We start from the raw sequence: 25,552 nt of genomic DNA, 5'->3' as shown, positions 1-25,552 counted from the left end.
AATAGCTACATAACAATTGATATGAAATTCGGATTTATCCTGCCCATTCCCTAGGTGTGAACAACCGAACCGTAAAATGCGCTCACAGGTATTTAACGATCTTCACAATCAGTTTGAATATCTACGTCTAAGGTCTCTTCGTCAATTGTGATGTAAAGAATATTGGGTCGACAACATACCTGACAATCCTCAACATATTGCTGGGTGAGACCGCTGCTGATATCGATAAAGGTGGTGTTGGGTTCGCCGCAGTAGGCGCAATAGTATTCGGCGGTGGTTTGCATATGTCGTAGGGGAATAGGGACCAATTTTGTAGAGATGTTCCATGGAACATCTCTACAAAATTTTGGGATGAAAACGAACCTAATTACGTTGAGGTTGTTTGCGGCTCCGTTCTAGTTGTAGACGAATACGATGATGGGCCTTGCGGGTTAAGGGATAACGATATACACAATAAACACCACCGCAAATTAAAAGACTCGGTAAGGCGCTGGCTAATAATCGGATAATCAGTAGATGAGCGTTCGGTCCAATTTGACTGGCCCAATCCAGCATCCAGCCGGAGAGAAAGATGGCGATCGCCACACCCACTTTCTGCAAAAACACCATCAGGCTAATAAACATGCCTTCTTGACGTTCACCGGTACGCAGTTCTTCGTCATCAATGACATCGGGCAACATGGCGAAAGGCACTAGATAAAATGTGGATAGCCCTGCCCCAATCACCACGCCGATGACGTACATGAGACCTATCTGCCCCGGTTGCACCAGACCTAATATACATACGCCGATGAGCGCTAAAGGTGCCCCAGCGTAGTAAACCATCTGCTTGCTCGTGCGCTTGGTCACCCACAGCCAAAATGGCATTAGCACCACGGAACTACCCTGAACCGCAATGGCCATCTGGGTAAAATGCTGCTCTCCCAGGTTCATCCAATCCGTCACGAAAAAAGGCAGCATCGCCGCTGTTACCTGCACTCCGACCCAAGAACACAGGTATAGCCCCATCACCCAGCGAAATGCCCGATTGGCAAAGACCCGACGCAGCTGACGACCCATGGGGTGGGGCGATAATTCAGGCTGTTTACGCATCACCGGACGGTATTGACCGTAGGTGCCAACGACACACACAGCAATGGCTATCACAATAAAGATGCCGCTGGCCGCACCCAGAATCATGTACTGGCGTCGGGTGTTTTCCACCAGGGCAAAGATAATCTGGGCCAGCACTAGCCCCACCACCGAGCCGATAATATTGGCTGCTGAACGCACCGACATAATGCTGGTGCGTTCGTCATAGTCGGGGGTAAGTTCGGTTGCGATCGCCACCATTGGCAAAATAATTACCGAAAACGCCGCATAGCCCCCCACAGCCATCAGCACATAGTAAATAAATAGGCTGGTCTCTGACTCCAGGGGGGGTACCAACCAGAGCATGAAGGTGAAAAAGCCCAGGGGCAAAGCGCCCAGCACCAGCCAGGGGTAGCGACGTCCCCAACGAGACTGGGTGCGATCGCTCAGCCAGCCAATAACCGGATCATTAACGGCATCCCACACCCGCCCAATGAGCAGCACTGTCCCAGCCAGTGTGGGAGACAGACCCACCACCTCTGTGAGAAAAAACAGTAGATAAAAAATTGCCAGGCCAATGGGAACAGCCGTTCCTAATTCACCAACACCGTAGGCAAATTTTGTACGGAAAGACAAGCGGGTAGACATAACTCAGACAGTGACGCTCGGTATTTCACAATACCGAACAGCGCCATAGCCTGAATAGTACTAAACAGTTCTAAAACAGCCAGTTCTAAAACAGCCAGTTGATCGATGCCGCAACTTCTGCATCTGTATCGTTAGATTTGAAAATCAGATTGCCTTCTACATTCAGAATGAGGCGCTCACTGACAGCCATATCAACCCCCCCCGTAATCATGGGGTCAAGGTCACTGTCATCAAAGTTATAGGCAAAGCCGCCGCCGCCAAAGACCAAAAATTGCTCATCTAACGCCAGATCAAAGGAGACGGGTAAACGACCTTCAAAGTCCTCACCGATCAAAATAGCAGGGCGTACTGATAAACTCCCCTGCTCAAACGGAATCACCTCCAACTTGGAATCAAGTACGGCTGCTGTATCGTCGTTAAGCCCCGTCCGTACACCTACCCCTACGTAGTTCTCAATCTCACTTTCGCCAGAGGGTAAGGCCAGGGTGGGTGTAGCGATCGCCAATACTCCCACCAACGCCCCTGTCAAAGGCTTCACACAAGCGGCAAAATTCATAGTCTTAATTAATAAAGTTATATATACAATGAATAGCCTCAATCCATTGGAATACAGGCTATTCGACAATTTACAGCAACACCTTGTGATCACTTAGAGACTGCAGATGTATTTGAGACCTTCTTTATAAAAGCCGGTCCAAAATATTTTTTGCGATAAGTACCGATCCCAAAAAGAACCTGCTTAAATGGTGATCAAAATATTTTGTGTTGTAATGAGTTTTCGCCAGCCTGCTAGCGAGTAACACTATTCTTTAGAATTCTTTTTGATCAAAGTTATTTATACCGACAGGAGCGCATCATGACCGTTGAAACCTTAAATCACATGATGACCTACGTCATTGAAGGATGGGCGATTATGAGCGCTACCTATTTGAGCGTAGGATTTACGGTGTCTTTTTTGACACGGGCCCAGAATGGACTGAAGGCCAAGGAAGCGGCAGCGGCCAAAGCTAAGGCTGAAGAGGTTAGCAATGCTAAGCGGGTGGCTGAAGTGACCGCTGTGGCTGAGAAATATTCTAAGAATGCAGATAAGCAACAGGTTAAGAGTAGTGTGGCGATACCTGGCAATTAAGGCAGCAGAGCGATGTCTAGAAAATAGCGCCAACGGTTAACCTACCCCAGAGCCCCTCCCAGTAGGGGAGAGTGCTCGGTTAGTGGCCTCGGGTTAGGTAATCACTGTGGGTTTGTCAAACCCCGTCAGCTCTTTAATCTTGGCGACTTCATCAGCTAGCTGAATCAGAGGTGCGAGGGCTTTTTGGGTATCGATGTCGTGATTAGCGGCATCGGGCTCGTAGTTTTCGACATAAAGTCGTAGGGTGGCTCCTTTGGTGCCGGTGCCGGAGAGGCGGAACACAATGCGGGAACCGTCGGTGAAGCCGATGCGGATGCCTTGCTTTTGACTCACACTGTTATCGATGGGGTCGGTGTAGCTGAAATCGTCGGCATAGTCGACGGTGTAGCTGCCCAATTGCTGGCCCTTCATGGTGGAGAGCTTGGCTCTTAAGCCATCCATCAGCTGATTGGCTACAGCCGTTTCCACCCCTTCAAAGTCATGGCGGCTGTAGTAGTTACGACCATAGGTCGCCCAGTGCTCTTTGACGATTGCTTCAACAGACTGGCCTTTCACTGCCAGAATATTGAGCCAGAACAGCACGGCCCAGAGGCCATCCTTCTCACGAACGTGGTTAGAGCCGGTGCCAAAGCTTTCTTCACCACACAGGGTGGCTTTGTCAGCATCTAGCAAGTTGCCAAAGAACTTCCAACCGGTTGGGGTTTCGTAGCAGTCGATGCCCAGTTTTTCAGCCACACGGTCCACGGCCTGGCTCGTGGGCATAGAGCGGGCCACACCTGCAATGCCGTCACGATAGCCGGGAACCAAAGTGGCATTAGCCGCTAGCACCGCCAGGCTGTCACTGGGGGTAACGAAGAAGTTGCTACCGACGATCATGTTGCGATCGCCATCGCCATCAGAAGCTGCACCAAAGCTAGGGGCATTGCTACCAAACATGACCTCTACCAGGTCATGGGCATAGACTAAGTTGGGGTCAGGGTGCCCACCGCCAAAGTCTTCTAGAGGCTCACCGTTTTGCACGGTGCCTTGAGGAGCGCCCAGTAGACCTTCAAAAATGGCCTTGGCATAGGGGCCAGTTACTGCATGCAACGAATCCATGCACATGTTGAAATTGCCGGAGGTAAGCAGCTGACGGATTTGCTCAAAGTCAAATAGAGTTTCCATCAATGCGGCATAGTCATTGACCGCATCAAGCACTTCAACGGTCATATTGCCCAGGGAAGTAGTGCCCACCCGATCCAGGTTCACATCTTCAGCATCGAGAATCTCGTACTTATCGATGACCTTGCTGCGATCAAAGATGGCACTGGTTACTTTTTCTGGAGCGGGGCCACCATTACCGATGTTGTACTTAATGCCAAAGTCACCATCGGGGCCACCAGGGTTATGGCTAGCAGAAAGGATAATGCCACCAAAGGCTCCATACTTGCGAATAATGCAGGAAACTGCCGGTGTGGAGAAAATACCACCCTGCCCCACAAGGGCTTTACCAAAGCCGCTAGCAGCGGCCATTTTTAGAATAATTTGGATCGCTTGGCGATTGTAGAAGCGACCGTCTCCACCCACAACCAGCGTTTGGCCCTGGTAGCCCTCCAAGCTATCAAAGATAGATTGAACAAAGTTCTCTAGATAATTAGGCTTTTGAAAAACAGCGACCTGTTTACGTAAACCGGATGTGCCCGGCTTTTGATCTGAAAAAGGCGTTGTCGAAACCGTTTGGATGGTCATGATACTCCTTATCTCTGCGTCGGCGAGCCGATTCATCCTTAACCTTACAGGATGCTGCGGCTGCGATGTGTTCGACGGACTGCAGTGGCATGCGTTCCACCGATCGATGGGTTGCGGGCATACCCTTTTGGAAAACCATAACTACACGAGGGAAACCATAAAGGGATACCCGTAAAAATACGGCCAGAATAGTTAGCAGCAGACCTGTTAAACCCACTGGCGCTTAAGCTGCCGCAAAAATGTAAGCCAATACTGAGCTGGCTTACCGTAAAACGTAAAGACATCACCATAGGCCAGATTTGCATTTCTATGGTGGAGGTGATGGCGCTCAGGCGTGGTAATGCATAGCCAACGGCAGATGGTTTTAATCCAGTTAGGCGTGCAATAGTCTGGGTTGAACTGGTGCCGCCAGATCACGTGCAGCTCAGCCAGTAACAGCCCAATCATGGTCCCCACGGGAGACAATAGCCAAAGCAATGGCACCCACATTAGGTAGGGCAACGCGCCCAAAAATCCTGGCAGTAGGGCCTGGGGGCAATGTTTGCGGAAGGCGTAACTCACAAAACTACGGTTGGGGCTATGGTGCACGATGCTGTGGTAACGGCCAAACACATGCTCCGGCACGTGGTAAATAAACGTAGCGACAAAGTCCCCTAGCAGTAGTAATAGCAGGGAAATTCCCAATATTCTCAATAGTTCCATTGCTGATTGCCTCACAACTCCCCGGCAACCTAGCAGAGTGAATTTAAAGTTTATTTAACGTTTGATTTAGAAATAATTTACATTTCAAGACCAGTGTGCATTATCCTATCGAGTGGATTGCACGCTGCTAAAGAGTGCGATCGCAAAACATGTCAAAATCAGCAACCAGATAATAATGCCCGGCAGAAATGACAGGAGGCCCGTACCACGCAATATCCAGACAATGGCTGTCATCGCGATGGTGGCCAGCAACAGTTGAGTAATTGGACGCAGACGAAAACGATTAGCCATCGGTTCGGAGTAGGTACATGTATCGAGGGAACAACAAGGTTTACTAAGGTTTTACGCAAAAATGTGTTTGCTTGACACTTGTCTCATATCGCCTGGTTAATAATGGGCAACGAATCGGTACAAACTTGCAATCTACATTAAGCTAATGGATGCTTTGGGGCGTCTCAGTTATTCGGCAGATTTATTAAGCATATATAAAGTTTTTCCTTATTGAATCCTATGGTTTCGACGACACAACAAACAGCTTTGCTGCGCGGCGATATCTTAATTGCGACCGATACTAACCACAAAGGTAAAGGTGCCGCTGTTACTGCTCAAATGTATGTGCCGTTAGTGCGATCGCAACTTTGGGAGCAACTCACTGACTACAGTCGCTGGGTTCATTACTTTCCCGACATTACCCACAGCCGCGAGTTAGAAGCGTCCGTAAAACACCACGTCAGACAACAGTCCCAGCGCATTACTCGCAAACTCTACCAGGCAGCCCGCAAAGCCTTTATCCTTTTCACCGCTCAGGTAGAAATTTACCTTCACGTCGTTGAGCATCTGCATCAGAGCATTCAGTTTCGGCTAGAACGCGGCACTTTTGCAGACTTTGCCGCCGACCTTGTACTAGAAGATTTTGGTGAAGGTACGCTACTGACCTACTCAGTCAAAGCCACACCCATGATTCCAGCACCTAAGTTTTTGCTAGAGCAAGCCATGCGCATTGACTTACCCGGCAATATGAAAACCATGCGTCGAGTGCTGTGCCAGCCCTAAATGGGTAGCAGACAGCAATTTTTCTGAGCTAATTACAGGCTCATCTAAAAAGTAAGGGTTCTAGGAAAATGCATTCCTAGGACCCTACTTCTTACTAATTTAATGCCAATAGAATGCCAATAGGCTATTCAAAGACTTCTAAGCACCTAATTCCTTTCAACAAATAACCTGCCTGCGGCTAGAGCGGCACTGCTAGTGGCGTATATGTGCCCATCACTCAAGACATCCAATTCACGGTTGATTACCCAGCAGCGATATCCATCGTCTTGCTGGCTCACTTCAATGATCCACCCCACCCGTGCAGATACCTGCACCACCTGGGTCACATCCATTAGGTGTTCCTCACGCTTTGTACCTTAGGTTAGCAAACCGTCAAACGATATCAGCATTAGCGTTGCAAAAGAGAACCATTGAGCTCTAAGTCTTGTAGAATCGCCCCTTCTTACTCAATTGAATATCTTTCAAGTCTGGGTTGTTTCCCTTAGAGTTTTCTAGTTTATGATGTGCATGCACTCAGAATCCAAAGTCCCAGCAGCCTCTTCAATGTCTACTCAAATTATCACCCTCACTGCAAACCTCTATGACTATCTACTGTCTGTAGGCGTTCGAGACAGTGAGATTCTCCAGCAGTTAAGAGAAGAGAATGCTCAGCACCCTAGAGCAGTGATGCAAATTGCCCCAGAACAGGGTCAGTTTATGGGGTTATTGGTACAGCTATTAGGGGTGAAAAAAGCGCTAGAAATAGGCGTTTTTACTGGCTATAGTTCGCTAGTTGTGGCCATGGCACTGCCCGACGATGGTCAGCTTATTGCCTGCGACATTAGTGATGAGTATACAGGCATGGCTCGCAAGTATTGGCAAAAAGCTGGAGTTGACCACAAGATAGACCTACGCATCGCTCCGGCACTCGAAACCCTTGACCACCTCATTGCCGAAGGTCATAGTAACAGTTTTGACTTTGCATTTATCGACGCAGATAAGAGCAACTACAACAACTATTATGAGAAGGCTCTACAGCTCGTACGGTCAGGCGGCTTAATCGCTGTAGACAACGTTTTGTGGTCAGGGCGAGTCGCCAATCCATTCACAGAACAGGATAATCGCACAAAGCGCATTCATGCCCTGAATCAGAAAATCCATTCGGATGAGCGTGTTTCCATGAGTTTATTGCCAATTGCAGATGGGCTGATGCTCGCCATGAAACGCTGATAGACCCATTGCTCATCTCCATAAGGTTTCTGAAATCTCTAGGGATACAGACTTTTCAGCTATCTTCTCCACTAGACGGCACCAGTATCGATTGGGTCAAATGACTAAAAACGGCCTGAATGTTTTGTTTGGCCTGATGAAATTCAGGGATATCCCAATCGGGAATACGAGGCTGTTCAAGTTGTTCTAAATTGAGATAGTTGTGATATCGAAGCTCAATCTGCAACGATTGCACACCTGGCATTGCACCATAGTGGCGAGTGATATATCCGCCATTAAACACATGGTTTTGTGCGACCTGATAGGCCTGTGATACAAATGCTGCTTCAACAGCTGACATCAGCTTGTCAGAACAGGTTTTGCCATTACCATTGCCCAGGCAAACCTGATCCACAATCGGTCCTGCAAAGCTGTGTAAATCTAACAAATATGCATAGCCAAATTGGTCAACTATTTGTTGTAGAAGATATTCCAGCTTTTGATGGTAAGGGCGATAAACGTGATCAATTCGATCTTGAACCTGATGGCTTGATGGTAAGTGACGATACAGGGACTGCTTGTAAGCAGTCTGTCGTGGTACTGCCGCTTGCCAAAAGCCTCCTATAAAAGGTGCTTTAGCAACTCGATTCAGATCCACAACATAGCGACTGTAGTTGGCAGCCAACACCGTAATACCCAGTTTGGGTAAATTGTCATAGAGCTTGTCCAAATGCCAGTCTTGGTGGGGCAGAAAATCCTGATACTGAGGGTTTAGCTTGGTGATAATCTCTTCCGGAATCACCAAGCCACTATGGGGAATACTGGCCACAATCGGACATAGCCTGGTCGTAGGATGATGAACCCGAAAGGGAGTAGCCTCAAACAAGTGTGGATACCTCTGTCAGCAATTCATTGATTGTACTGAATAATGGGCGTTCACTGGGAACCGCGTCCATACAACGCTGCTGCAAATCCCGAAGAGCTTGAAATATCTTTATTTCCATCTCATCATTCTCGGAAATATGACGTGCTAGCAAATCCTCTAAGAGACAACCATAGGCCCTAGATTCAAGCTGCTGGAAAGATTGCCCGACCTCTGTATCTGTCGGGGCGTAAAAAGACGCTGCGCCAAAATCTCCGAGAATACTCTTCCCATGAGTATTGACTAGAATGTTATGGGCATAGAGATCGCCATGCATAATACCGTGGCTATGGAGGTGTGCAACGACAGAGGAGATGCCCCTGGCAATTTGGAGAATAACAGGGAGTCTAAATGTAATACCATCGGCATACGTATCTCGAGTGCAGGTTTCTAAACTGGGAGGGTTACCTAAGTTACCGTACTCAGCGGTAATAAAGGAGAATACTAAACCCGCCTTGCCATCAATGGGGTGGCTTAGTTTACCGAATACTTTGACTAAATTAGGATGGGAACCCGCTGCGATACAGGCCTGCATTTCATCTAGAGGCAAACCGTCGCTAGTAATGTCACCTTTGAACAGCTTAACTGCCACATCTTGAGCTGGAGTCGATGCTGTTTCAGGCGTCCACAGGCCTTTATAGATAACCCCAGAGGCCCCTTGGCCCAAGACTTCACCCAGCTGTAGTTCTGCTGGATCAATGGTGGCTAGGGTATTATTTTGTTGAACTTCTGTAGCCTGACTACATGGGTTGCCGGCATAGGCCAACCAGGTTAACCGGGGTAAATCAAAAAGCCAGCTAGGCAAAGTTTGTAGCTGATTAGCTGCGAGTCGCATGAGTTCTAAGCTTTGACACTTGGCCAGCTCGTCCGGCAACGAGCGTAACTGATTACCTGCCAGCATACACTTTTGTAGTTTACTGAGCTTACCAATGCTCTTGGGCAATGATGTTAGCTGATTGTTAGTCAGAATTAACCAGCGAAGGTTGGGTGACAGGGCCGTTTCACTAATCGTTTTCATCTTGTTGCCCTTAAAACTCACCATAGAGAGATTTGGGCAGGCGGCTAAGATCTCTGGAAATTCTTCAAACTGATTGTTATTGAAAAAGGCAATTCTCAGCTTTTTTAACTTAGAGAATTCAGGTGGCAGCGTCCTGAGGTGATTATTGGATAGATCTAGAATTTCCAACGAATCGGCTTGTTCTAAAATTTCTAGGGGGAATTCGGTTAAATCTTGGGAGATCTTTAAACGGGGCTCTTCTGCGGAGTAATTTAAGGTTAAGGCTGTCATGTAAGTGTTTATTTTAATAAATCGTTTGAGTAGCGGGCATCGCTCAAATGAAGCATAGCTTTGAGCATGAGGCAGCCAAGCGACCCTGCAAACCCAGTGCAGTGAAAGGGTTTATGGGTAAGAAATCAAATTGTGGCAGCGTCTAGGGCTGTTTATACTTGCCACTCCAATGCATGTAGCCGAAATACATCAGCACTCCCAGTTGTATCGGCACCAGAATCAAATAGTTTTTTAGAAAAGGGTTGATTTCCATATGGGCAAAGATTTGACAGTAGGTCAATCCTGCGATGGCCAATCCTGCTTTAAGAGGTAGTGTACGATTACGCATAGTAATTATTTAGCTGCTTTAATTTAGATTAGAGAACTTAGAAAAGACTGCTGCATGTTTGTAGCTAGTGCCCCTGACATCCAGAGTTGGTATAACCGGAAACCGTGATATCCAAACATTAGTATAAGCCCGGTACTCCATAGACTGCGATGCCGCCACCATCGGCTCCATAGGCGCTTAGTCAAAAGCTCAATACTGACCTGAACTAAGGCCACTGCCCAGAGTATGACAACCAAGGGAGCCAGGAGATGGTAATGAATAGCCGCTGACCACTGACGGTTTGCGATCGCAAACACCGCTCGCGTCATCCCCCAAGTAGGACAGGGGATGCCCACCAATGCATTTAGCGGACATCCCCACAGCGTTATTTCATATCCAAATGAAGTCAGCACCACGATCAAGAGCGGTGTACATAACGCTCCTAATAGACCGAGGCGCAAATAAATTGACGATTTTGCAAGTACCATGACTCTACGTTAGAACCATGGCTTTTTATTAGTGATATAAGTGCTGACAAATTCTTCATCCGACTTAGTCAGATACAGAATACCTTCAACTAGACCAATCACACCCACTACAGCAGAACCCACACCACAGGTCACAGTGCCACCAATCAGGCAAACCAGCAGCATGATAATGCCTTCGTTGGTATACCCCAGATAAAATTTGTGTATGCCAAAAGCACCCAGCAAAATCCCTAAAATACCGGCTACAACTTTCTTGTCAGCCCCTTCAACGCCACCAGAATTTGTCATATCGATTCAATTCCTCTTTAAGTGCATTTCCATCATGCTGGTCGTTATGACGACCTCTCTTCAAAATTGCCCGATTTTCGGCATAGAAAAACCTTGTTATAAAGATTTAATCAATATGAACTGATAAAAATCCGGATGAACTAGCGGGAAAAACAGCATACTGCACTATTACTGCCCATAATCACCGTTTATCAGAGACAGAAATCAGTACACCTAATTTTCTCATGTGTAATTAATCACGTTCGTTTAGGGCTCCCAACTTAGCTTTTTGTTCCTTATAACGTTCTTTAAAAACAGCCTGTTGTTTTTTGTGATCGACAATAGGCGCAGCGTAATCAGTCCCCTCTAAATCTAGGGGTGAGAGTTTACCACTCACCAGTGCGCCCGTATCCACATGGCGAATCTCAGGCAGCCACTGGCGAATATAGTCTGCATCCGCATCAAATTTCTTAGCTTGGCTAGCCGGGTTGAAAATTCTTAACGGCTTAGGATCCATGCCGCTAGAGGCACTCCACTGCCAGCCACCATTGTTGGCACTGAGATCACCATCCACCAGCTTTTGCATGAAATATTTCTCACCCCAGCGCCAGTCGACAATTAAGTCTTTGGTGAGAAAGTTGGCCACAATCATGCGACAACGATTGTGCATCCATCCGGTCTCATTTAACTGACGCATGGCAGCATCCACAATGGGATAGCCTGTACGTCCCTCACACCAAGCTGCAAATTTCTCTTCATCATTGTCCCAAGGAAAATCTTTCCAGGCATCACGGTAGGGACCATGTGCTAACTCTGGGAAGAAAAACATTACATGCTGGTAAAACTCTCGCCAGGCGAGTTCCTTCATCCAGGTTTGCACATTGGTACGACCCTCATCACTGTTACAGGCATCGTAGGCTGTCATTGCCGTCTGCCACACCTCACGCATACCCACTGCACCAAACTTAAGGGCCGCACTCAGCAATGAAGTACCTGTCACCGCGGGGAAATTGCGTTGCTCATCGTAGGCTTCAATGGCTTTATGACCAAAGAATTCTAGCTGGGCACGGGCGGCCCGCTCGCCGGGTTCTAGGGGTAATGGGGCATCCCACGTAAAGCCCAATGCTTTAGCCGAGGGCAGTGCGATCGCATCTACCAACCCACGTTCCGCGTCACTCAGACCCACCGCCCCCTGCAACGTTGCAGCTGGAGGTAGTTTGACTAAATTTTGCCAGTTTCGCCAGAAAGGACCATACACCGTGTAAGGTTTACCAGCTCCAGTCAGCACATCCCCCGGTGCATGCAGCAGTTGGTCCCAAGTTTTGGTCCGCATTTCAATGCCTTTTTCCGTCAGGGCTGCTGCCACTGCGTTATCTCGCTGGCGGGAATAGGGTTCCACATCTCGATTCCAATAGACAGCCATAGCTCCCAATGTCGAAGCTGTCTGAGGGATTTGTTCTACAGGATTACCCTTGAGAATCAGCAGTTCACTCCCGACTGCTTGATAACGCTCCTGTAACTGCGCCACACAGCCAAGCATATAGGCCACCCTGGCTGGGGCTACGTCATCTGCTTCTAAGATGCCAGGATCCAGGCAAAAAACCCCGACTACTTTAGGACTCCGTTCCCGAGCAGCGGCAAGGCCTAAATTATCACTAATGCGCAGATCACGACGGTGCCAAAACAGGATCAGATCAGCCATAAACTTGGTAAAAAGGGGAGAATCCGATCAGTATAGGTGGTTTTGAGTGGGGGGTTTAATTGCACTACACCCCAAAACTTAGAACTCAGAATTCAAAACTTCTTCACAGGGACGGTATTCTACACCCATGCATCATGGCTTCCCAGGGCTTAGCTCAGTATTCTAGAAGGGCACACGTTCAGGGAGTTAAAGTTTTGATGACGTCTGGAGCCCCTATCGCCAAAAAACAGCCGAAAACCCTTGAAAAACATGGGGATGTTCGCATTGATGATTATTATTGGCTGTGCGATCGCGACTCCCCAGAAACCCTGGATTACCTCAAAGCTGAAAACACCTACACTGACGCACAAACCTCCCATAACAAGAGCTTTCAGAGAGCTTTGTATGACGAAATGCTAGGCCGCATTCAGGAAAGTGATCTGTCGGTACCCACAAAAGACGGGGATTATTACTATTACAGCCGCACTGAAGAAGGCAAAGCCTATCGCATCCTATGCCGTAAACAAGGTAGCTTAGACGCCCCCGAAGAAATTTTGCTCGATGAAAATGAGCTAGCTGAGGAGCATGAGTTTTTTGCCTTGGGAGACTATGAAACGAGTCTTGATCATCAGTTGCTAGCCTATGCTACAGACACCAATGGATCAGAGCGCTGCACCTTAGTATTCAAAGACTTGACCACTGGAAATCTTTATCCAGAAAAAATTGAAAACATTAGTGAAGTCATCTGGGCTAACGACAATCGTACTGTTTTCTACACTCGACTAGATGATGCCCATCGCCCCTACCAAGTATGGAAACATCGTTTGGGAGAAGATCCAGGTAACGACCAACTGGTTTACGAAGAAACCGACGATGCTTTTTATCTCTCAGTGGGCGGCACCCGCAGCGAAGCTTATCTATTCATCTCAATTAACAGCAAAATCACCTCCGAAATCTGGATTTTAGATGCCAACAATCCAGATGGAGAGTTTCAGATAGTTTGTCCCCGCAAACATGGCGTGGAATACTCCATTTCTCACCATCCTGGCAACAACCACACCCTCGACCGATTTTACATTGTTACCAACGAGGATGCCATTAACTCAAAGCTAATGGTGACACCAGTCAACGCACTTGGCAAAGAGAATTGGGAAACTGTCATACCCCATCGCCCTGATGTACAGCTGACAGGTATTAGTGTATTTATCGACCATCTGATCATTTACGAACGCCAGGGGGGGTTGCCCACCATTCGTATCCACAAACTCTCCACAGGAGAAGACACAGCCCTAGAGTTTCCAGAACCCACCTATTCGGTCTGGTCTGGTGCCATGCCTGAATTTGACAACAAAACTCTGCGATTTACCTACACGTCATTAATCACTCCGTCCTCAGTATTTGATTATGACATGGACACCCATGAACGAGAGCTCAAAAAAGAGATGCCGGTACTTGGAGGCTACGACCGCAGCCTATATCAAAGTGAATGGTTGATGGCGAAGGCTCCCGACGGCACCGAAGTGCCAATCTCGCTGGTGTACAAAAAAGGAACTGAGCGAAATGGCAACAGTCCCCTCTTCCTCTATGGCTACGGATCCTATGGCGCATCATCATCGGCCTATTTCTCCTCTATCCGGCTCTCCCTATTAGACCGAGGTGTCATCTATGCCATTGCCCACATTCGCGGTGGTGGTGAAATGGGTCGGCCATGGTACGAGAACGGCAAGTTTCTCCATAAGAAAAATACGTTTACGGACTTTATTGCCTGTGCTGAGTACCTGATCGATAACCAATGGACCAGCGCTGACAAACTCGCTATTTATGGTGGTAGTGCCGGTGGGTTATTGATCGGTGCCGTATTAAATATGCGACCCGAGTTATTTAAAGTTGCCCTCGCAGCTGTCCCCTTTGTGGATGTTGTAACAACCATCTTAGACCCCAGCCTGCCGCTATCGGTGATGGAATGGGACGAATGGGGCAACCCTAATGAGAAAGCGTACTATGACTACATGAAGTCTTACTCGCCCTACGACAATGTCACAGCCCAGAAGTATCCTGACCTGTTGATCACGAGTGGACTTAACGACCCACGAGTCTCTTATTGGGAACCTGCCAAGTGGACAGCAAAACTGAGAGAGTTAAAAACCGATCAGAATAAGCTTCTTCTCAAAACCAATATGGATGCAGGCCACGGCGGTGCCTCCGGGCGTTATGGATGGCTCGAAGAAACCGCCTTTGAATATGCCTTTATGCTGGATAGCCTAGGTTTAGCAGCTCCAAGCTAGCGCCTCCGGAACACTGAACGTTTGGGGACACGAGGTCCAGTGCAAGGACAGCTTAGCCACACAATTAAGCAAATATTAAATTACACTTTAAGGTTTACTAACTTAGCCTTAATGCATCCCGATAGCATATAAACTGTAACCAATTACACAGTTTGATGTTTTTGGCGGGAAGTTTTAGCGATTTTCTTGCTGTCCAAATATTTCTGTCATGGCATCTACACATTTGGAGGAACCGAGATGAAACTCTCATTTCTTGGCGCTCTCTACGAAGCGCACTTCGAAAATATTCAAGTAACTGATACTGAAAAGATTGGCACCTACCGTGGTGCGCCCCTTAAGCGCAAGGCATTTAAGGTTCCTAATCACCCCCATCAGCGTGTACAGCTCACCTATCGTGGCGTGAAATATAACCAAGAAGTCTAAAAGAGGGGTGGCAACCTCGCATTAGATTAAAATCGCAGGTATTCTAAGTTGAACTCAGGGAATGTCATTGCCGACTCTTTCCTCTCAGTAGAAACAAAGTATCGTATTGCCCTCTTTCTTCATTGATAGTGAAGAAAGAGTTTTTTGTGTTTTTTGTGTTTTTGGCTAGGGCATTCTTCACTCCCCTGCACACCAAAGTTAGTGAAAGCAGCCATAATTTAGATCAAGATCACTCATGTTTTTTTCAGACTGCCATCACGTTTATTTCATATGAGCGCGTCAACCTAGGAACTATCAAGGTTCATTTCAAGCATCTACCAAGGGTGCATCACCTCTAAATCCACCACTGCCCCCATCCCTCTACATAGCTTTAAAAGCTGGAGGTCCCATGAAACTTTATTGGCTACCACTCCTAATTTTGGGCGCTCATTTCAGTGCTCTTACGCCAAAAGCCGCTGCCTTCGAGTTTGAGACTGTTCCCAAGACACCAACAGAAATTATTAATGATTCTACAAATAACGTAGATAAGTTGGCAGATCTAGAAGATGGGGAAAGCCCATGGGTAAAAACAGAAGATACTAGTATCTCCTTAGAGAAAGGATTTCATAGAAGACGATCCGGGCGCAGTCGATTTCGTCCTGATAGATTTCGGGGAGATATTTTCTTCCGAAACGGCAGCATCCGTCGAATCCACTTCAGACATGGGGAATTTCGGCGGGATGAAATTTTCTTCCGAAACCGGGAATTCCGTCATGGCAGTGTCCGCCATCATAATTTCTACCGTGGAAGATTTCGACATGGTAGACGTCATGATTTCCACCATGACCGGTTCCGACATGATCGATTTCGACACCATGATTTCTATCGCATCAGGATTCACTAAACTCTGGGTATTGACTACAACCCAGTGGCTAATCGTCTTATTACTATCAATGTCTACACCATTTTTTGTCTTCATTGCACCATAGAAATTCCAAATTATCCTTGAAAACAAATAATCAGCCCTACATGTCGTCCCATAAAGGGCTGATGTACTGTCGGCACTTTGAGAAGCCAACATCAGTGTATGCCTACATAAGATGAGTGGATGTCTTCTAAAACTCTCGTTTTATTTATTCAAAAACGGTTTTGCCATAAAGTACCCGGCAATCGATTTTGCATCCACACCTTCACCACTAAGAACAGCTTTTTCAAACTCTTCTGGCGTCATCAAAACAACTTCAATATCCTCATCTTCATCCTGGGCTGGAGCTGTTTCTAGCTTCTCAAGGTCGCTTGCCAAAAACGCAAAAATATATTCATCAGAGTAACCGGGGGCCAATGGAAACTTGCCAAGATTGGTCCATTCGCTGGCACTATAACCAGTCTCTTCTTCTATCTCTCGTTGAATGGTTGTAAATGCATCTTCCTCTCTTTCAATCGTACCTGCCGGAAACTCTAACAATCTTCCTTGCACGGCAAAACGATATTGTCGGACCAGCACCAGCTTACCGTCAGGGGTAATGGGTATAGCCATCGCTCCCCCTGGATGGCGAATGCATTCCCACTGACCTTCCACTTTGTTGGGTAGACGGAGACGGTTGACTTCAAAGTCAAACTTACGTCCGGCGTAAAATAGACACTTTTTGAGTAGCTGAGGCGGTTCTAAACCAAGAGACATAGTGTTGGATGCAGTGAGGTAACGGGATCAGGTTACACCATGAGCCGCTGGCTAACTCCATTAAAGGCGCTTCGCTCAGCCAACTAATGCGATGAGAGCTGAGCGTAGTCAAAGCCCAGTCTCTAAGCCACCAGTGGATACACTCCAGCTGTATCAACCTGTCCCAATAATTCCTTCACGGTTCGCTGCCTGACGGGATGTCGCCAATCCGCTGCAATTTCCGACAGGGGCACCAACACAAACGCCCGCTCATGCATTCTCGGATGCGGCAAAATCAGTCTGGGCGTATCTATGATCTGATCGCCATAGAACAGTAAATCCAAATCTAACGTACGAGGTCCCCAACGCTCACGCCGGATACGACCAAAGCTCGCCTCTGTCACTAGCAGTAACTGCAGCACCTGTTCAGGACGCAGGGTGGTATGGAAAACAGCACTGGCATTGATGTAGTCAGGCTGGGGGGGACCCACTGGAGCGGTTTTGTAGAGTTGCGATCGCCGCCTAAACCGCATACCACCCCGATCAAGCTGTGCCAATGCTGCTTCAATGGTTTGCTCCGAGTCTCCCAGGTTACTGCCCAGGGCAATGGCACACGCCGTTTCCATACTGTTTTGCTGAGTCGTCACGAGCCCAGGCATGCCTGGGGACTCTCAATCATACCCGTTGCTACCAAGCAGTTGAGTCAGCAGTTCCCAATTATAAATTCGGCCGTAATCGCGTAACCAATTGAGTAGCGTTCATGGCACCTTCAATTCGGTCCACTTCTTGACCATCCTTAAAGAGCACCATAGTCGGTAGCGCATGGATCTGATACTTGGATGCCAGCGTGTCGTAGCGATCCGTGTCAATTTTCACGATTTGCAGCTTATCCTGTAGCTCATCCTTAACTTTCTTCAATTCTCCTGCCATCAACTGACAAGGACCACACCAGGTAGCATAAAAATCCACCAGCGTAGGCTTATCAGACCCAGCTAACATATCCTCAAAACTAGAAAATTGTTGTTTTACAGCCATTGTCCTAAATCCAGGCTAGGTTCAGCCTTCATGCTAAGCGAGCCCCATCAAAATGGTGGGAATTTAAGGGAATTCTTGGCATTTTTATAAGCATTTGTAAGGTACTGGATTTTAGGCTAACTATTTGGGCCAAGATGGGCAGTGAAAAGAGGGTAATTGATCCCCAACCCCCAAAAATAATAGAGTGATCGAGCCGTTAACCATTTCCCCTCACCATGACTGGAGCAATGCAAGATCAGGTCGCTATCATTACCGGCTCGTCCCGTGGCATCGGTAAAGCAGCTGCCCTCGCCCTCGCCGCAGAAGGGGCCAGCGTTGTGGTCAACTATGCACGCTCTAGTACTGCTGCTGATGAAGTCGTTTCTGAAATAACGGGTGCAGGTGGTAATGCCATTGCCCTTCAGGCTGATGTCTCTAAAGAAGATCAGGTAGAGACCTTGATCAAGGGCACTATGGAAAAGTTTGGGCGCATCGACGTGCTAGTCAACAATGCCGGCATCACCCGAGACACGTTGCTACTCAGAATGAAGCCCGCCGACTGGCAGGCAGTGATCGATCTCAACCTCACAGGCGTATTTCTCTGCACCCGTGCCGTTGCCAAAATCATGCTCAAACAGCGTTCAGGGCGCATCATTAATATTTCATCCGTGGCCGGTCTCATGGGTAACCCCGGTCAAGCTAACTATAGTGCCGCTAAAGCAGGTGTCATCGGTTTCACAAAGACTGTGGCCAAGGAAATGGCAGGCCGTAGTGTAACTGTCAATGCCGTTGCACCTGGCTTTATTGAGACTGATATGACCAGCGAACTCCCTAACACCGAGGAAATTCTCAAGTACATTCCGTTAGGTCGCTACGGTCAAGTAAGTGAAGTTGCTGGACTCATTCGATTCTTAGCAGCTGATCCCGCAGCAGCTTATATCACCGGTCAGGTAATGAATGTGGATGGCGGCATGGTGATGTAATTGAAATTCAATTTGTAGGGGTGTTGGATGTAGGGGTGTTGCATGCAACGCCCCTACATGGGTGCCTTCATCTCATTTTTTGCTAACGCTGCCTGCACCGCCGCCTGCTGATCTCGGTAGGTCATCCAACGGTGGTACGTCCGATTGTGTACCTGTACCGAGTGGCCCATCATTCTGGCGGCGACGGCATCGGGTAGGCCCATTAATATAGTGCGCACAGCCCAGGCATGACGCAAGTCGTAGGGTGAAAATGGAATTTTGTAGCGACGAAACTGGGTGGTCACCTGCTGACCGACACGCTGCAAAGTCGTTGCATCTAGATCGGTATTGACGTTTGGGAGTTCACCAGTGGTGAGGTTAAAACGCTCTACCCATTCGGGGTAAAAGGGCCAAACTTCGTGGTGGCCGGTTTTGGTGGTTTCGCGGACAATGATTTCAGCGTTAGGGGTGCAGGTGCGATCGCAAAAGAACACCTCATGGTTCCGTAAACCATAGGTAGCCATCATGCCGTAAACATACTGCCAACGAGGATTTTTTAGGCTGTCGTAAACTTCAACAATCTGTTCATCAGAAGGCAGCTCCCGTAATTGAGTTTGGCTATTGCCATAGTTACCCCAAAAGGACTTGAGATCTGTAGGCAGGTCTAAGTTTAGAAACTCTGCTAAGGCAGCTAAAGCGGTGCAGCAAATCTGACGGCTGCGGGAATTGGCCTTGGTACTTTGCACTGTGGCATAAATGGCCTCAGGCAAACTGAGGTTACGATGATGCTCCGCTGTGGCTTGCAGTTTCCGCAGGTAAGGCACGTAAGCTTTTTCCCACGTCGTTTGCAATGAAGCAGCTGAGGATTGTGAGCGCCGGGTTTCAAAAAAATACTGCTCAAAAGCATCAATCTGCGCAGATAAATCAGCCCCTGCCATGCGCAATCCTGCAACAACTCCCAGATAGTTGCGCCAATCAAAGGTGTTTTGCAATAACTGAGCCGCAATGATTTTAGCCGTTTGCTCACATTGCTTCAGCCCCGCTTTAGTCGCAGGCAACTTTAAAGGAACTCGCTGTTGATAGGGGCGTAGCTTAGGGCTACCAGGCCGTGGTGGCAACGTACCCCGCAGATTTAAGCGATCTCCTCGCCGTTCGATTTGCAGCCCTAATTTCGCAGCTTTTAAGCGCTGATTCACCTGCGCTAATGACTTATCTATGGAATGCGCTATGGATACATCCGCCATACTAAATGAAAAAAATTCTCAACTTCTACAAATCTGATATGCCTATCGAGTAGTTAGTTGTTACGATAAGTCAAAGATGATTAAAACTTCGTTTATAAAGGTAACTGCGCTGTCATGGGTCGTACTGGAGTCTTATTACTTAATCTTGGAGGTCCAGAGCAGTTAGAGGATGTCCGTCCTTTTCTGTTCAACTTGTTTGCTGACCCAGAGATTATCCGGCTCCCATTTCCCTGGTTGCAAAAACCTCTCGCTTGGCTAATTTCCACTAGCCGTGCGAACAAATCCCAGGACAATTATAAGGAGATTGGAGGTGGTTCTCCCCTACGCCGTATTACTGAAGAGCAGGGGACAGCCCTCAAGGAGTACTTACAAAAACTGGGGCGCGATGTCAAGATTTATATTGGCATGCGCTACTGGTATCCCTTCACTGAAGAGGCTGTTGCTCAAATTAAGCAAGATGGCATTGAAGACCTCGTTATTTTGCCTCTATATCCTCAGTTTTCCATTAGTACTAGTGGCTCTAGTTTCCGGCTGCTAGAAAAACTTTGGCAGGCCGACCCCGCCCTACAGAAAATTAACTACACCCTGATTCCGTCTTGGTACAACAGCCCTGGCTATGTCAGAGCTATGGCAGATTTGATCATTCAAGAGCTGGATAAACTACCAAATCCTGAAAGTGGTCACATCTTCTTTAGCGCCCATGGTGTACCCGTTAGCTATGTCGAAGAAGCAGGTGATCCATACCAGCGAGAGATGGAGCACTGCGTTGACTTAATCATAAAAGCGGTCAATCGTCCCAATGACTTTACACTGGCTTATCAAAGTCGTGTAGGCCCCGTAGAGTGGCTACAGCCCTACACAGAAGATGCCATTGAAGAGTTGGCAGAGAAAGGCATTGATGACCTTGTGGTTGTGCCCATTAGCTTTGTATCTGAGCACATTGAAACTTTGCAGGAAATCGATATTGAATATCGCGAGTTGGCTGAAGAATCTGGCATCAAAGGATTCCACCGAGTTCCTGCCCTGAATACCTATCCTGTCTTTATTGAAGACATGGGTAACATGGTGGTAAAGGCTTTGGAATCTCCCCGTAAGCTATTTTCTGACGCTGCGCAGTTGCAGAAACAGGTACGTATTTACCCTCAAGATAAGTCTGCATGGGGGTTAACTCCCTTTGCCGAGGTCTGGAATGGTCGCCTAGCGATGGTGGGTTTCTTGGCACTACTGCTGGAAATGGTAAGCGGTCATGGGCCGTTGCACATTGCTGGACTGATGTAATTCTGCAAGAGCAATACAAAAATGCCGGAGGGTGGGCAATGCCCACCCTCCGGCATTTTTATCACCGTTTTTTCTGCCATTGCCGCCAGACAGCTGAACTCCGGATAGCAAACCAAAGTAAAAATAAAGCAATTAGGCCACCTTGTTCCGGTGCATCAAAGGCAAAGAATACCAGGCAGATGCAAAGGGCATCTTCCACAAAAATCATCCACATGGGCGGGCTGTTAAAACGATATAGCCAGCCCACTTGAACCATTTGAATAACCAAGGCAAGCACGCCTCCTGTCACGGCTAAAAGGACAAGGGTGAGGCTGTCATTGATATCAGCGAGGCGTGCGATCGCAACGCCAGCAATTGTGCCAACAAACGGACTGATAAACAGCTCCGCACTTTGCAAAAATCGACGACTGACCCGATCTTTAGAAATCGTCAATTCTAGCAGGGACCAAATCACCAACACGGCAACCACCAACATCTGAGGAATGTTGGCCAAAATTGGCACAGCGGCCCATAACTGTTCGCCTGAAAACAGGCCAATCAGCAGTAATGGTAACGCCAGTCTGAGGCCAGTGGCTGCCGAAATCGAGAGCACCGCTAGCAGTTCTGGAAGGATCACGTCGTTTCTGTAAATGGAGTGAAGGGAGTCAAACGTGAGATGAGGGTGGTGACGCAGGTAGGGCGGTAGAAATGCAAATTTGCAAGAGAAGCGAAGGCAACTTTACGGTAGTTGGCTTAACCTAGGAACTAGTGGTTATTCCAAGCCTGTGCCGCATAGGTTGCCCACATCCTGAGTTAATGCCATCTCAAAACATGTCATCCGATCGTCCTCTCTTATCTGAACTGAAATCTGCTACCGTAGCTCGATTTCAGCTATTGGGTATCGTTTTGATTACCCTATGGTGTATTGAAATTATAGATTTTTTAGTGTTTGGTGGGCATCTCGATCGATACGGTATTCGCCCCCGTTCTATAGATGGGATCTGGGGAATTCTCTTTGCCCCATTTCTCCATGGTGGATTTAATCATTTATTAGCGAATACAGTACCCATGCTCACCCTCAGCTGGTGGGTGATGCTGCGCTCTATCGACACCTGGATCAAAGCCACAGTGATGATTACGATCCTGGGGGGAGCAAGCACATGGTTATTGGGCAGTCTCTTTTCTCTAGGTTCAACCGTCCACATTGGGGCCAGTGGCCTAATCTTTGGCTATTTAGGATTTTTAGTAGCCCGAGGATATTACGAACGAACGATGGGTGCGATCGCAATATCCTTATTTATCCTAGTTACCTATGGCGCAATGTTTTGGGGAGTTTTACCCACACAACCTGGAATTTCCTGGGAAAGCCACCTGTTTGGCTTTATCAGTGGCATTGTCGCCGCCTACTGGTTAACGTCTAAGCCTGACATAATCTCTGATAGGTAACTAGATGTGGCTTCAACAGCTGCAATTGTATTTTCATACAGCATCCGAGTGGGTCCCATCACCCCCACACTACCCAACGGCAGAGAATCCCGATTATAGGTCGCTGAAATCAGAGCACAGCTTTGCATTGGCTCCAGCGGATTTTCTTCTCCAATCCAAATCTTAAGCAGCGGGCTATCGTCTGAGTAGATCAAGGGCCATAGCTGCTCGCGTCCATCTGCCAACAACGACACCAGGTTTCTCAGCTGACTTTGCTCTGCAAACTCCGGCTGACTCAACACATCCGCTACACCTTTTACCAAAATATGGGTTTGGGGCTGACGCTTACGGCGCGACAGGTCATCAATGGCCTGACAAAGGGCTACAACATGATGTTCGGCTGTATCTACTTCATCCCAATCTAAGCTAGAGATCTCAGACAGCTGCCTGCCACATAGCTGAGCGGTTAAAAAATTGGATAAAATCTGTAGCTCTCGATCCAGCACTTCCTCGTCTTGGGTTCCCCCGGCCCCCGTAGTGCCTCTAGGCAAACTAACCACCATAGACTCAGTACCGTAGCTATCTAAGACCACCACTAAAAGCACTTGCTCAGCCGATATTTGCACTAGCTGTAAGTGCTTGACCACCATTTTTTCTAATACAGGCATGGTCACTAAAGCCACATAGCCACTCAAGTGAGCCAGAATGTGAGCCGCTTCCTGCAACAAGGCCTCAATGCTCCATCCCTGCCAATCTAGATGCTGTGACAAAAGTTGATCGATCCGCAGAGCCGTTGGCCTTGAAGGCTTAATCAGCTGATCCACATAGAGCCGATATCCTGAGTCAGAAGGCACTCGCCCTGCTGATGTGTGGGGCTGATATAAAAAACCAGAGCGCTCCAGTGCCCCCATGACATTTCGCACTGTGGCCGCACTGACATTTAAGTCATAGGCATCCAGCAAGGCTTTGGACCCCACAGGCTCTGCTGTCGACACATAGTGGCGCACAGTGGCACGCATCACATTTTGTTGACGGAGATTAAGATCCCTAGATTTATCGACAGCCATCAATATCTAAAAATACAAGCAGCCACATCAAGTATTATCTGGCCGAGCCCTCAATTAAACCCATACTAAAGGGTGCTGTTTACCTAGAAAGCTCAATAAGATACTAAATCTTTTAATAAAGATATTAAATTGTCTTTCTCAAAAAGACCTTGAAGACTATGGGCGTAAACATATCGTTACAAAATAATCTAAGCAATACAGGGACCTGCCTACATAGTGCCGTCTACCAGATACCTACATTCTAGGTACTGTGGTTGAAATACTCGTTCAGGTTTAAATCGGCACCATTTGCAATTTTGCGTAACATCGACCGGGTAATTAATTTGCCCTGTTCTACCAGCACGGCACCAGTCAAAGGGTGCAGTAAGTCTTGGTCGGCTCGACGACCAATCAGAGACTCAATGTCCTTGATGGAGTTGACGTACATGCCAGGGGGTAACTCCACCACTACACCATTCCCCTTCACCCGAGCTTGACAGGCTAAACGAGAATTGGCTCTACAGGAAGTAATAATTGCTAGGGTACGTTGCTCCCGTCGACTGATGGGGGTCAATTCATCCATGCCTTCATTGACATAAACGTGGCAGGTAGCACACATACCTCGTCCGCCACATTCCTTTAATACAGTTAACTCTTGATGTAATAAGACCGATAACAGGTTGCCGTTAGTTTCAACGGCACTCTCCTGGGCAATCGGTTCTAACCGAACTGTCTTTACCATAGGTGTTTAAATATCGGGCAAAAGTTTCCACTATTCACGTAAACATAGTGACTGGCAAGTGTTTAAAATTGACTCAGTGTTTGGTTTACCGTCACTAATATCCGCAAAACAAAAGTTATCCACCAAACAGCAGCTGCCAGTGCTCTTTAGGTAGTGTCTGCTCCACTAATACGTCGTAATCTCGAATAATACGGGTACATCGCTGATGAAATCGCTGAGTCCACAGACGAATCTCTGTGAGCTGTTCCGGCGAAAGTTTTGAATCTACATCCTTCACACTGATCGTGCCATCAACGGAAATACAAAATTTCTTCAGCCAGACCATGTCCTGGGATTGATAGGTGCGCCAATGATTAGCCACCAATTGCGTGCCTAAATATCGACTCGTTACCTGACTAAGACTATTCATCGCCGCTACAACATCATCAACACTAGCTGTTTGCCGCTGTGCAGAGAATGTTGTGGCAGGAGTTACATTGTCGGCATGAATGGACTGTATGCTCTCAACTAACGCTAAATAGTCAGCTTTAATGAACTGCATTAGCTCACTGACCGACTTCGAATACTGGCTAGAGAGTGCACCTTCACTAAAAACTAGTAAGACAGCTCCGCTCTCAACCTTGTGCAACTCCACCTGATACGACCCAAATTGAAATGCACAAAATTCTAGCGAGGTGGGCGTTGTCTTGATAATCTGTTGAATTCCTTGTAGCAGTAGGGGATTTTTATCAGGCCCGTTCCCTTGAGGAAAGCCAACGCTATAAGCGTGATTGGAGGTGTCATTTAAAGGCACCAGACTAAAACCAATAATACCGGGCAGGTCTAGAAAATTTTGAATTAATTGGAACTGCATATAAGCAAGACTAGAGCAGATAGAATATGACCACAAACGTTCAATAAAATCGGTAAACTCATTGACAAGCTTTAAAAGTTTTCCTCACAAAAAATACTTTAGCTAACGTTTTGAGTTATTCTCCCCTCATAAGGAATGAATGATCTACGTATCCTGTGGACTTTAACGTGCTAGTAAGTGTGTTAAGCAG

At 47.5% G+C, this 25,552-nt stretch carries 30 protein-coding genes; 8 read left to right on the top strand and 22 right to left on the bottom strand.

The genetic code is table 11. The features are described from left to right. Positions 1 to 92: 92 nt before the first annotated feature. The 3 genes from U2F10_RS30335 to U2F10_RS30325 form a co-directional block, all read right to left on the bottom strand. Complete coding sequence (locus tag U2F10_RS30335) at positions 93 to 284, bottom strand: CPXCG motif-containing cysteine-rich protein (RefSeq protein WP_006517925.1); 192 nt, start codon at positions 282 to 284, stop codon at positions 93 to 95. A gap of 79 nt (positions 285 to 363) precedes the next feature. Then, positions 364 to 1,719 (bottom strand): MFS transporter, encoded by a 1,356-nt coding sequence (locus U2F10_RS30330; protein WP_163663884.1) that lies wholly within the window; start codon positions 1,717 to 1,719, stop codon positions 364 to 366. Between the two features lie 85 nt (positions 1,720 to 1,804). Further along, the gene (locus U2F10_RS30325; protein ID WP_163703066.1) at positions 1,805 to 2,275 is read right to left on the bottom strand and encodes a hypothetical protein; all 471 of its coding nucleotides are present in this window, start codon (positions 2,273 to 2,275) and stop codon (positions 1,805 to 1,807) included. A gap of 300 nt (positions 2,276 to 2,575) precedes the next feature. Here U2F10_RS30325 and U2F10_RS30320 point away from each other — a divergent pair, with 300 nt between their 5' ends. After that, entirely contained in the window at positions 2,576 to 2,848 is a 273-nt protein-coding gene (locus tag U2F10_RS30320; protein ID WP_163663880.1) for a hypothetical protein, read from the top strand. Positions 2,849 to 2,941: 93 nt separating this feature from the next. Here the strand turns inward: U2F10_RS30320 and U2F10_RS30315 are convergent, their stop codons facing one another. From U2F10_RS30315 to U2F10_RS30305, 3 genes are all read right to left on the bottom strand, one after another. Next, the gene (locus U2F10_RS30315) at positions 2,942 to 4,576 is read right to left on the bottom strand and encodes an alpha-D-glucose phosphate-specific phosphoglucomutase (RefSeq protein WP_163663878.1); all 1,635 of its coding nucleotides are present in this window, start codon (positions 4,574 to 4,576) and stop codon (positions 2,942 to 2,944) included. Between the two features lie 207 nt (positions 4,577 to 4,783). Next, positions 4,784 to 5,278, bottom strand: a complete 495-nt coding sequence (locus tag U2F10_RS30310) for a sterol desaturase family protein (RefSeq protein ID WP_499874126.1) — start codon at positions 5,276 to 5,278, stop codon at positions 4,784 to 4,786. Between the two features lie 105 nt (positions 5,279 to 5,383). Next, the gene (locus tag U2F10_RS30305; protein ID WP_163663874.1) at positions 5,384 to 5,569 is read right to left on the bottom strand and encodes a hypothetical protein; all 186 of its coding nucleotides are present in this window, start codon (positions 5,567 to 5,569) and stop codon (positions 5,384 to 5,386) included. Between the two features lie 219 nt (positions 5,570 to 5,788). Here U2F10_RS30305 and U2F10_RS30300 point away from each other — a divergent pair, with 219 nt between their 5' ends. Beyond that, on the top strand, positions 5,789 to 6,331 hold the full coding sequence (locus U2F10_RS30300) for an SRPBCC family protein (protein ID WP_163663872.1): 543 nt from the start codon (positions 5,789 to 5,791) through the stop codon (positions 6,329 to 6,331). A gap of 146 nt (positions 6,332 to 6,477) precedes the next feature. On the opposite strand, the gene U2F10_RS30295 is transcribed toward U2F10_RS30300, so the two are convergent. Next, positions 6,478 to 6,663: a hypothetical protein gene (locus U2F10_RS30295; protein WP_006517933.1), complete on the bottom strand. Its 186-nt coding sequence runs from the start codon at positions 6,661 to 6,663 to the stop codon at positions 6,478 to 6,480. Positions 6,664 to 6,874: 211 nt separating this feature from the next. Between U2F10_RS30295 and U2F10_RS30290 the strand changes: the two genes are divergently transcribed. Further along, positions 6,875 to 7,540 (top strand): class I SAM-dependent methyltransferase, encoded by a 666-nt coding sequence (locus U2F10_RS30290; RefSeq protein WP_499874125.1) that lies wholly within the window; start codon positions 6,875 to 6,877, stop codon positions 7,538 to 7,540. 55 nt (positions 7,541 to 7,595) lie between these two features. Here the strand turns inward: U2F10_RS30290 and U2F10_RS30285 are convergent, their stop codons facing one another. From U2F10_RS30285 to U2F10_RS30260, 6 genes are all read right to left on the bottom strand, one after another. Continuing rightward, positions 7,596 to 8,405: an N-formylglutamate amidohydrolase gene (locus U2F10_RS30285; protein WP_499874123.1), complete on the bottom strand. Its 810-nt coding sequence runs from the start codon at positions 8,403 to 8,405 to the stop codon at positions 7,596 to 7,598. Then, complete coding sequence (locus tag U2F10_RS30280; protein ID WP_163703064.1) at positions 8,398 to 9,729, bottom strand: protein kinase; 1,332 nt, start codon at positions 9,727 to 9,729, stop codon at positions 8,398 to 8,400. The genes U2F10_RS30285 and U2F10_RS30280 overlap by 8 nt, the downstream gene beginning before the upstream one ends. Positions 9,730 to 9,871: 142 nt before the next feature. Next, positions 9,872 to 10,057, bottom strand: a complete 186-nt coding sequence (locus U2F10_RS30275; RefSeq protein WP_006517937.1) for a hypothetical protein — start codon at positions 10,055 to 10,057, stop codon at positions 9,872 to 9,874. Positions 10,058 to 10,080: 23 nt separating this feature from the next. After that, the gene (locus U2F10_RS30270; protein ID WP_499874121.1) at positions 10,081 to 10,524 is read right to left on the bottom strand and encodes a DUF2752 domain-containing protein; all 444 of its coding nucleotides are present in this window, start codon (positions 10,522 to 10,524) and stop codon (positions 10,081 to 10,083) included. A gap of 9 nt (positions 10,525 to 10,533) precedes the next feature. Further along, positions 10,534 to 10,812: a TM2 domain-containing protein gene (locus tag U2F10_RS30265; protein WP_006517939.1), complete on the bottom strand. Its 279-nt coding sequence runs from the start codon at positions 10,810 to 10,812 to the stop codon at positions 10,534 to 10,536. A 232-nt stretch (positions 10,813 to 11,044) separates the two neighbouring features. Next, a complete protein-coding gene (locus U2F10_RS30260) occupies positions 11,045 to 12,493 on the bottom strand; it encodes an FAD-binding domain-containing protein (RefSeq protein ID WP_499874120.1) in 1,449 nt (482 codons plus the stop codon). Positions 12,494 to 12,690: 197 nt separating this feature from the next. On the opposite strand from U2F10_RS30260, the gene U2F10_RS30255 reads away from it, so the two are divergent. After that, complete coding sequence (locus U2F10_RS30255; protein WP_499874119.1) at positions 12,691 to 14,757, top strand: S9 family peptidase; 2,067 nt, start codon at positions 12,691 to 12,693, stop codon at positions 14,755 to 14,757. A gap of 237 nt (positions 14,758 to 14,994) precedes the next feature. After that, on the top strand, positions 14,995 to 15,180 hold the full coding sequence (locus U2F10_RS30250; RefSeq protein ID WP_006517942.1) for a DUF4278 domain-containing protein: 186 nt from the start codon (positions 14,995 to 14,997) through the stop codon (positions 15,178 to 15,180). A gap of 589 nt (positions 15,181 to 15,769) precedes the next feature. On the opposite strand, the gene U2F10_RS30245 is transcribed toward U2F10_RS30250, so the two are convergent. The 4 genes from U2F10_RS30245 to trxA form a co-directional block, all read right to left on the bottom strand. After that, positions 15,770 to 16,240, bottom strand: coding sequence for a hypothetical protein (locus U2F10_RS30245; RefSeq protein WP_499874118.1), 471 nt, complete (start codon positions 16,238 to 16,240; stop codon positions 15,770 to 15,772). Between the two features lie 48 nt (positions 16,241 to 16,288). After that, positions 16,289 to 16,840: an NUDIX hydrolase gene (locus U2F10_RS30240; protein WP_499058189.1), complete on the bottom strand. Its 552-nt coding sequence runs from the start codon at positions 16,838 to 16,840 to the stop codon at positions 16,289 to 16,291. 122 nt (positions 16,841 to 16,962) lie between these two features. Then, positions 16,963 to 17,478, bottom strand: coding sequence for a 2-amino-4-hydroxy-6-hydroxymethyldihydropteridine diphosphokinase (gene folK, locus U2F10_RS30235; RefSeq protein ID WP_499874116.1), 516 nt, complete (start codon positions 17,476 to 17,478; stop codon positions 16,963 to 16,965). 58 nt (positions 17,479 to 17,536) lie between these two features. Then, complete coding sequence (trxA, locus tag U2F10_RS30230) at positions 17,537 to 17,854, bottom strand: thioredoxin (RefSeq protein ID WP_163668323.1); 318 nt, start codon at positions 17,852 to 17,854, stop codon at positions 17,537 to 17,539. 215 nt (positions 17,855 to 18,069) lie between these two features. Here trxA and fabG point away from each other — a divergent pair, with 215 nt between their 5' ends. Beyond that, positions 18,070 to 18,816 (top strand): 3-oxoacyl-[acyl-carrier-protein] reductase, encoded by a 747-nt coding sequence (gene fabG / locus U2F10_RS30225; protein ID WP_006517947.1) that lies wholly within the window; start codon positions 18,070 to 18,072, stop codon positions 18,814 to 18,816. A gap of 53 nt (positions 18,817 to 18,869) precedes the next feature. Here the strand turns inward: fabG and U2F10_RS30220 are convergent, their stop codons facing one another. Further along, positions 18,870 to 20,039, bottom strand: a complete 1,170-nt coding sequence (locus U2F10_RS30220; protein WP_499868539.1) for a site-specific integrase — start codon at positions 20,037 to 20,039, stop codon at positions 18,870 to 18,872. A 114-nt stretch (positions 20,040 to 20,153) separates the two neighbouring features. On the opposite strand from U2F10_RS30220, the gene hemH reads away from it, so the two are divergent. Next, on the top strand, positions 20,154 to 21,317 hold the full coding sequence (gene hemH, locus U2F10_RS30215; RefSeq protein WP_163668327.1) for a ferrochelatase: 1,164 nt from the start codon (positions 20,154 to 20,156) through the stop codon (positions 21,315 to 21,317). Positions 21,318 to 21,378: 61 nt separating this feature from the next. Here the strand turns inward: hemH and U2F10_RS30210 are convergent, their stop codons facing one another. After that, the gene (locus U2F10_RS30210; RefSeq protein ID WP_163668329.1) at positions 21,379 to 21,933 is read right to left on the bottom strand and encodes a DUF4126 family protein; all 555 of its coding nucleotides are present in this window, start codon (positions 21,931 to 21,933) and stop codon (positions 21,379 to 21,381) included. 179 nt (positions 21,934 to 22,112) lie between these two features. Between U2F10_RS30210 and U2F10_RS30205 the strand changes: the two genes are divergently transcribed. Next, a complete protein-coding gene (locus U2F10_RS30205; RefSeq protein WP_490794015.1) occupies positions 22,113 to 22,742 on the top strand; it encodes a rhomboid family intramembrane serine protease in 630 nt (209 codons plus the stop codon). Here U2F10_RS30205 and hrcA read toward each other — a convergent pair. The 3 genes from hrcA to U2F10_RS30190 all read right to left on the bottom strand — a co-directional run bounded on the left by hrcA (position 22,700) and on the right by U2F10_RS30190 (position 25,362). Continuing rightward, the gene (gene hrcA, locus U2F10_RS30200; protein WP_163698572.1) at positions 22,700 to 23,788 is read right to left on the bottom strand and encodes a heat-inducible transcriptional repressor HrcA; all 1,089 of its coding nucleotides are present in this window, start codon (positions 23,786 to 23,788) and stop codon (positions 22,700 to 22,702) included. The two genes, U2F10_RS30205 and hrcA, sit on opposite strands and share 43 nt — an antisense overlap. A 241-nt stretch (positions 23,789 to 24,029) precedes the next feature. After that, on the bottom strand, positions 24,030 to 24,509 hold the full coding sequence (locus U2F10_RS30195; protein WP_006517953.1) for a 2Fe-2S iron-sulfur cluster-binding protein: 480 nt from the start codon (positions 24,507 to 24,509) through the stop codon (positions 24,030 to 24,032). A gap of 115 nt (positions 24,510 to 24,624) precedes the next feature. Next, entirely contained in the window at positions 24,625 to 25,362 is a 738-nt protein-coding gene (locus U2F10_RS30190) for a hypothetical protein (RefSeq protein WP_163668333.1), read from the bottom strand. Between the last annotated feature and the right edge of the window lie 190 nt (positions 25,363 to 25,552).

This window comes from Leptothoe sp. EHU-05/26/07-4 (assembly GCF_043421015.1).
In the GTDB taxonomy this organism is placed as follows: Bacteria; Cyanobacteriota; Cyanobacteriia; order Phormidesmidales; family Phormidesmidaceae; genus Leptothoe; species Leptothoe turfae.
The sequence above is the reverse complement of the archived record's forward strand: the minus strand, read 5'-3'. Positions and strand labels throughout refer to the sequence as shown.

What these genes read in the sequence shown, in the direction of transcription:
- U2F10_RS30290 (WP_499874125.1), top strand. Translation starts at nt 6,875, where the DNA reads ATGTCTACTCAAATTATCACCCTCACTGCAAACCTCTATGACTATCTA.
- U2F10_RS30275 (WP_006517937.1), bottom strand. Translation starts at nt 10,057, where the DNA reads ATGCGTAATCGTACACTACCTCTTAAAGCAGGATTGGCCATCGCAGGA.
- trxA (WP_163668323.1), bottom strand. Translation starts at nt 17,854, where the DNA reads ATGGCTGTAAAACAACAATTTTCTAGTTTTGAGGATATGTTAGCTGGG.
- U2F10_RS30260 (WP_499874120.1), bottom strand. Translation starts at nt 12,493, where the DNA reads ATGGCTGATCTGATCCTGTTTTGGCACCGTCGTGATCTGCGCATTAGT.
- U2F10_RS30270 (WP_499874121.1), bottom strand. Translation starts at nt 10,524, where the DNA reads ATGGTACTTGCAAAATCGTCAATTTATTTGCGCCTCGGTCTATTAGGA.
- U2F10_RS30255 (WP_499874119.1), top strand. Translation starts at nt 12,691, where the DNA reads ATGACGTCTGGAGCCCCTATCGCCAAAAAACAGCCGAAAACCCTTGAA.
- U2F10_RS30190 (WP_163668333.1), bottom strand. Translation starts at nt 25,362, where the DNA reads ATGCAGTTCCAATTAATTCAAAATTTTCTAGACCTGCCCGGTATTATT.
- U2F10_RS30220 (WP_499868539.1), bottom strand. Translation starts at nt 20,039, where the DNA reads ATGGCGGATGTATCCATAGCGCATTCCATAGATAAGTCATTAGCGCAG.
- U2F10_RS30295 (WP_006517933.1), bottom strand. Translation starts at nt 6,663, where the DNA reads ATGGATGTGACCCAGGTGGTGCAGGTATCTGCACGGGTGGGGTGGATC.
- U2F10_RS30300 (WP_163663872.1), top strand. Translation starts at nt 5,789, where the DNA reads ATGGTTTCGACGACACAACAAACAGCTTTGCTGCGCGGCGATATCTTA.
- hrcA (WP_163698572.1), bottom strand. Translation starts at nt 23,788, where the DNA reads ATGGCTGTCGATAAATCTAGGGATCTTAATCTCCGTCAACAAAATGTG.
- U2F10_RS30325 (WP_163703066.1), bottom strand. Translation starts at nt 2,275, where the DNA reads ATGAATTTTGCCGCTTGTGTGAAGCCTTTGACAGGGGCGTTGGTGGGA.
- U2F10_RS30330 (WP_163663884.1), bottom strand. Translation starts at nt 1,719, where the DNA reads ATGTCTACCCGCTTGTCTTTCCGTACAAAATTTGCCTACGGTGTTGGT.
- U2F10_RS30335 (WP_006517925.1), bottom strand. Translation starts at nt 284, where the DNA reads ATGCAAACCACCGCCGAATACTATTGCGCCTACTGCGGCGAACCCAAC.
- hemH (WP_163668327.1), top strand. Translation starts at nt 20,154, where the DNA reads ATGGGTCGTACTGGAGTCTTATTACTTAATCTTGGAGGTCCAGAGCAG.
- U2F10_RS30280 (WP_163703064.1), bottom strand. Translation starts at nt 9,729, where the DNA reads ATGACAGCCTTAACCTTAAATTACTCCGCAGAAGAGCCCCGTTTAAAG.
- U2F10_RS30265 (WP_006517939.1), bottom strand. Translation starts at nt 10,812, where the DNA reads ATGACAAATTCTGGTGGCGTTGAAGGGGCTGACAAGAAAGTTGTAGCC.
- U2F10_RS30250 (WP_006517942.1), top strand. Translation starts at nt 14,995, where the DNA reads ATGAAACTCTCATTTCTTGGCGCTCTCTACGAAGCGCACTTCGAAAAT.
- folK (WP_499874116.1), bottom strand. Translation starts at nt 17,478, where the DNA reads ATGCCTGGGCTCGTGACGACTCAGCAAAACAGTATGGAAACGGCGTGT.
- U2F10_RS30320 (WP_163663880.1), top strand. Translation starts at nt 2,576, where the DNA reads ATGACCGTTGAAACCTTAAATCACATGATGACCTACGTCATTGAAGGA.
- U2F10_RS30195 (WP_006517953.1), bottom strand. Translation starts at nt 24,509, where the DNA reads ATGGTAAAGACAGTTCGGTTAGAACCGATTGCCCAGGAGAGTGCCGTT.
- fabG (WP_006517947.1), top strand. Translation starts at nt 18,070, where the DNA reads ATGACTGGAGCAATGCAAGATCAGGTCGCTATCATTACCGGCTCGTCC.
- U2F10_RS30315 (WP_163663878.1), bottom strand. Translation starts at nt 4,576, where the DNA reads ATGACCATCCAAACGGTTTCGACAACGCCTTTTTCAGATCAAAAGCCG.
- U2F10_RS30245 (WP_499874118.1), bottom strand. Translation starts at nt 16,240, where the DNA reads ATGTTGGCTTCTCAAAGTGCCGACAGTACATCAGCCCTTTATGGGACG.
- U2F10_RS30310 (WP_499874126.1), bottom strand. Translation starts at nt 5,278, where the DNA reads ATGGAACTATTGAGAATATTGGGAATTTCCCTGCTATTACTACTGCTA.
- U2F10_RS30205 (WP_490794015.1), top strand. Translation starts at nt 22,113, where the DNA reads ATGCCATCTCAAAACATGTCATCCGATCGTCCTCTCTTATCTGAACTG.
- U2F10_RS30240 (WP_499058189.1), bottom strand. Translation starts at nt 16,840, where the DNA reads ATGTCTCTTGGTTTAGAACCGCCTCAGCTACTCAAAAAGTGTCTATTT.
- U2F10_RS30305 (WP_163663874.1), bottom strand. Translation starts at nt 5,569, where the DNA reads ATGGCTAATCGTTTTCGTCTGCGTCCAATTACTCAACTGTTGCTGGCC.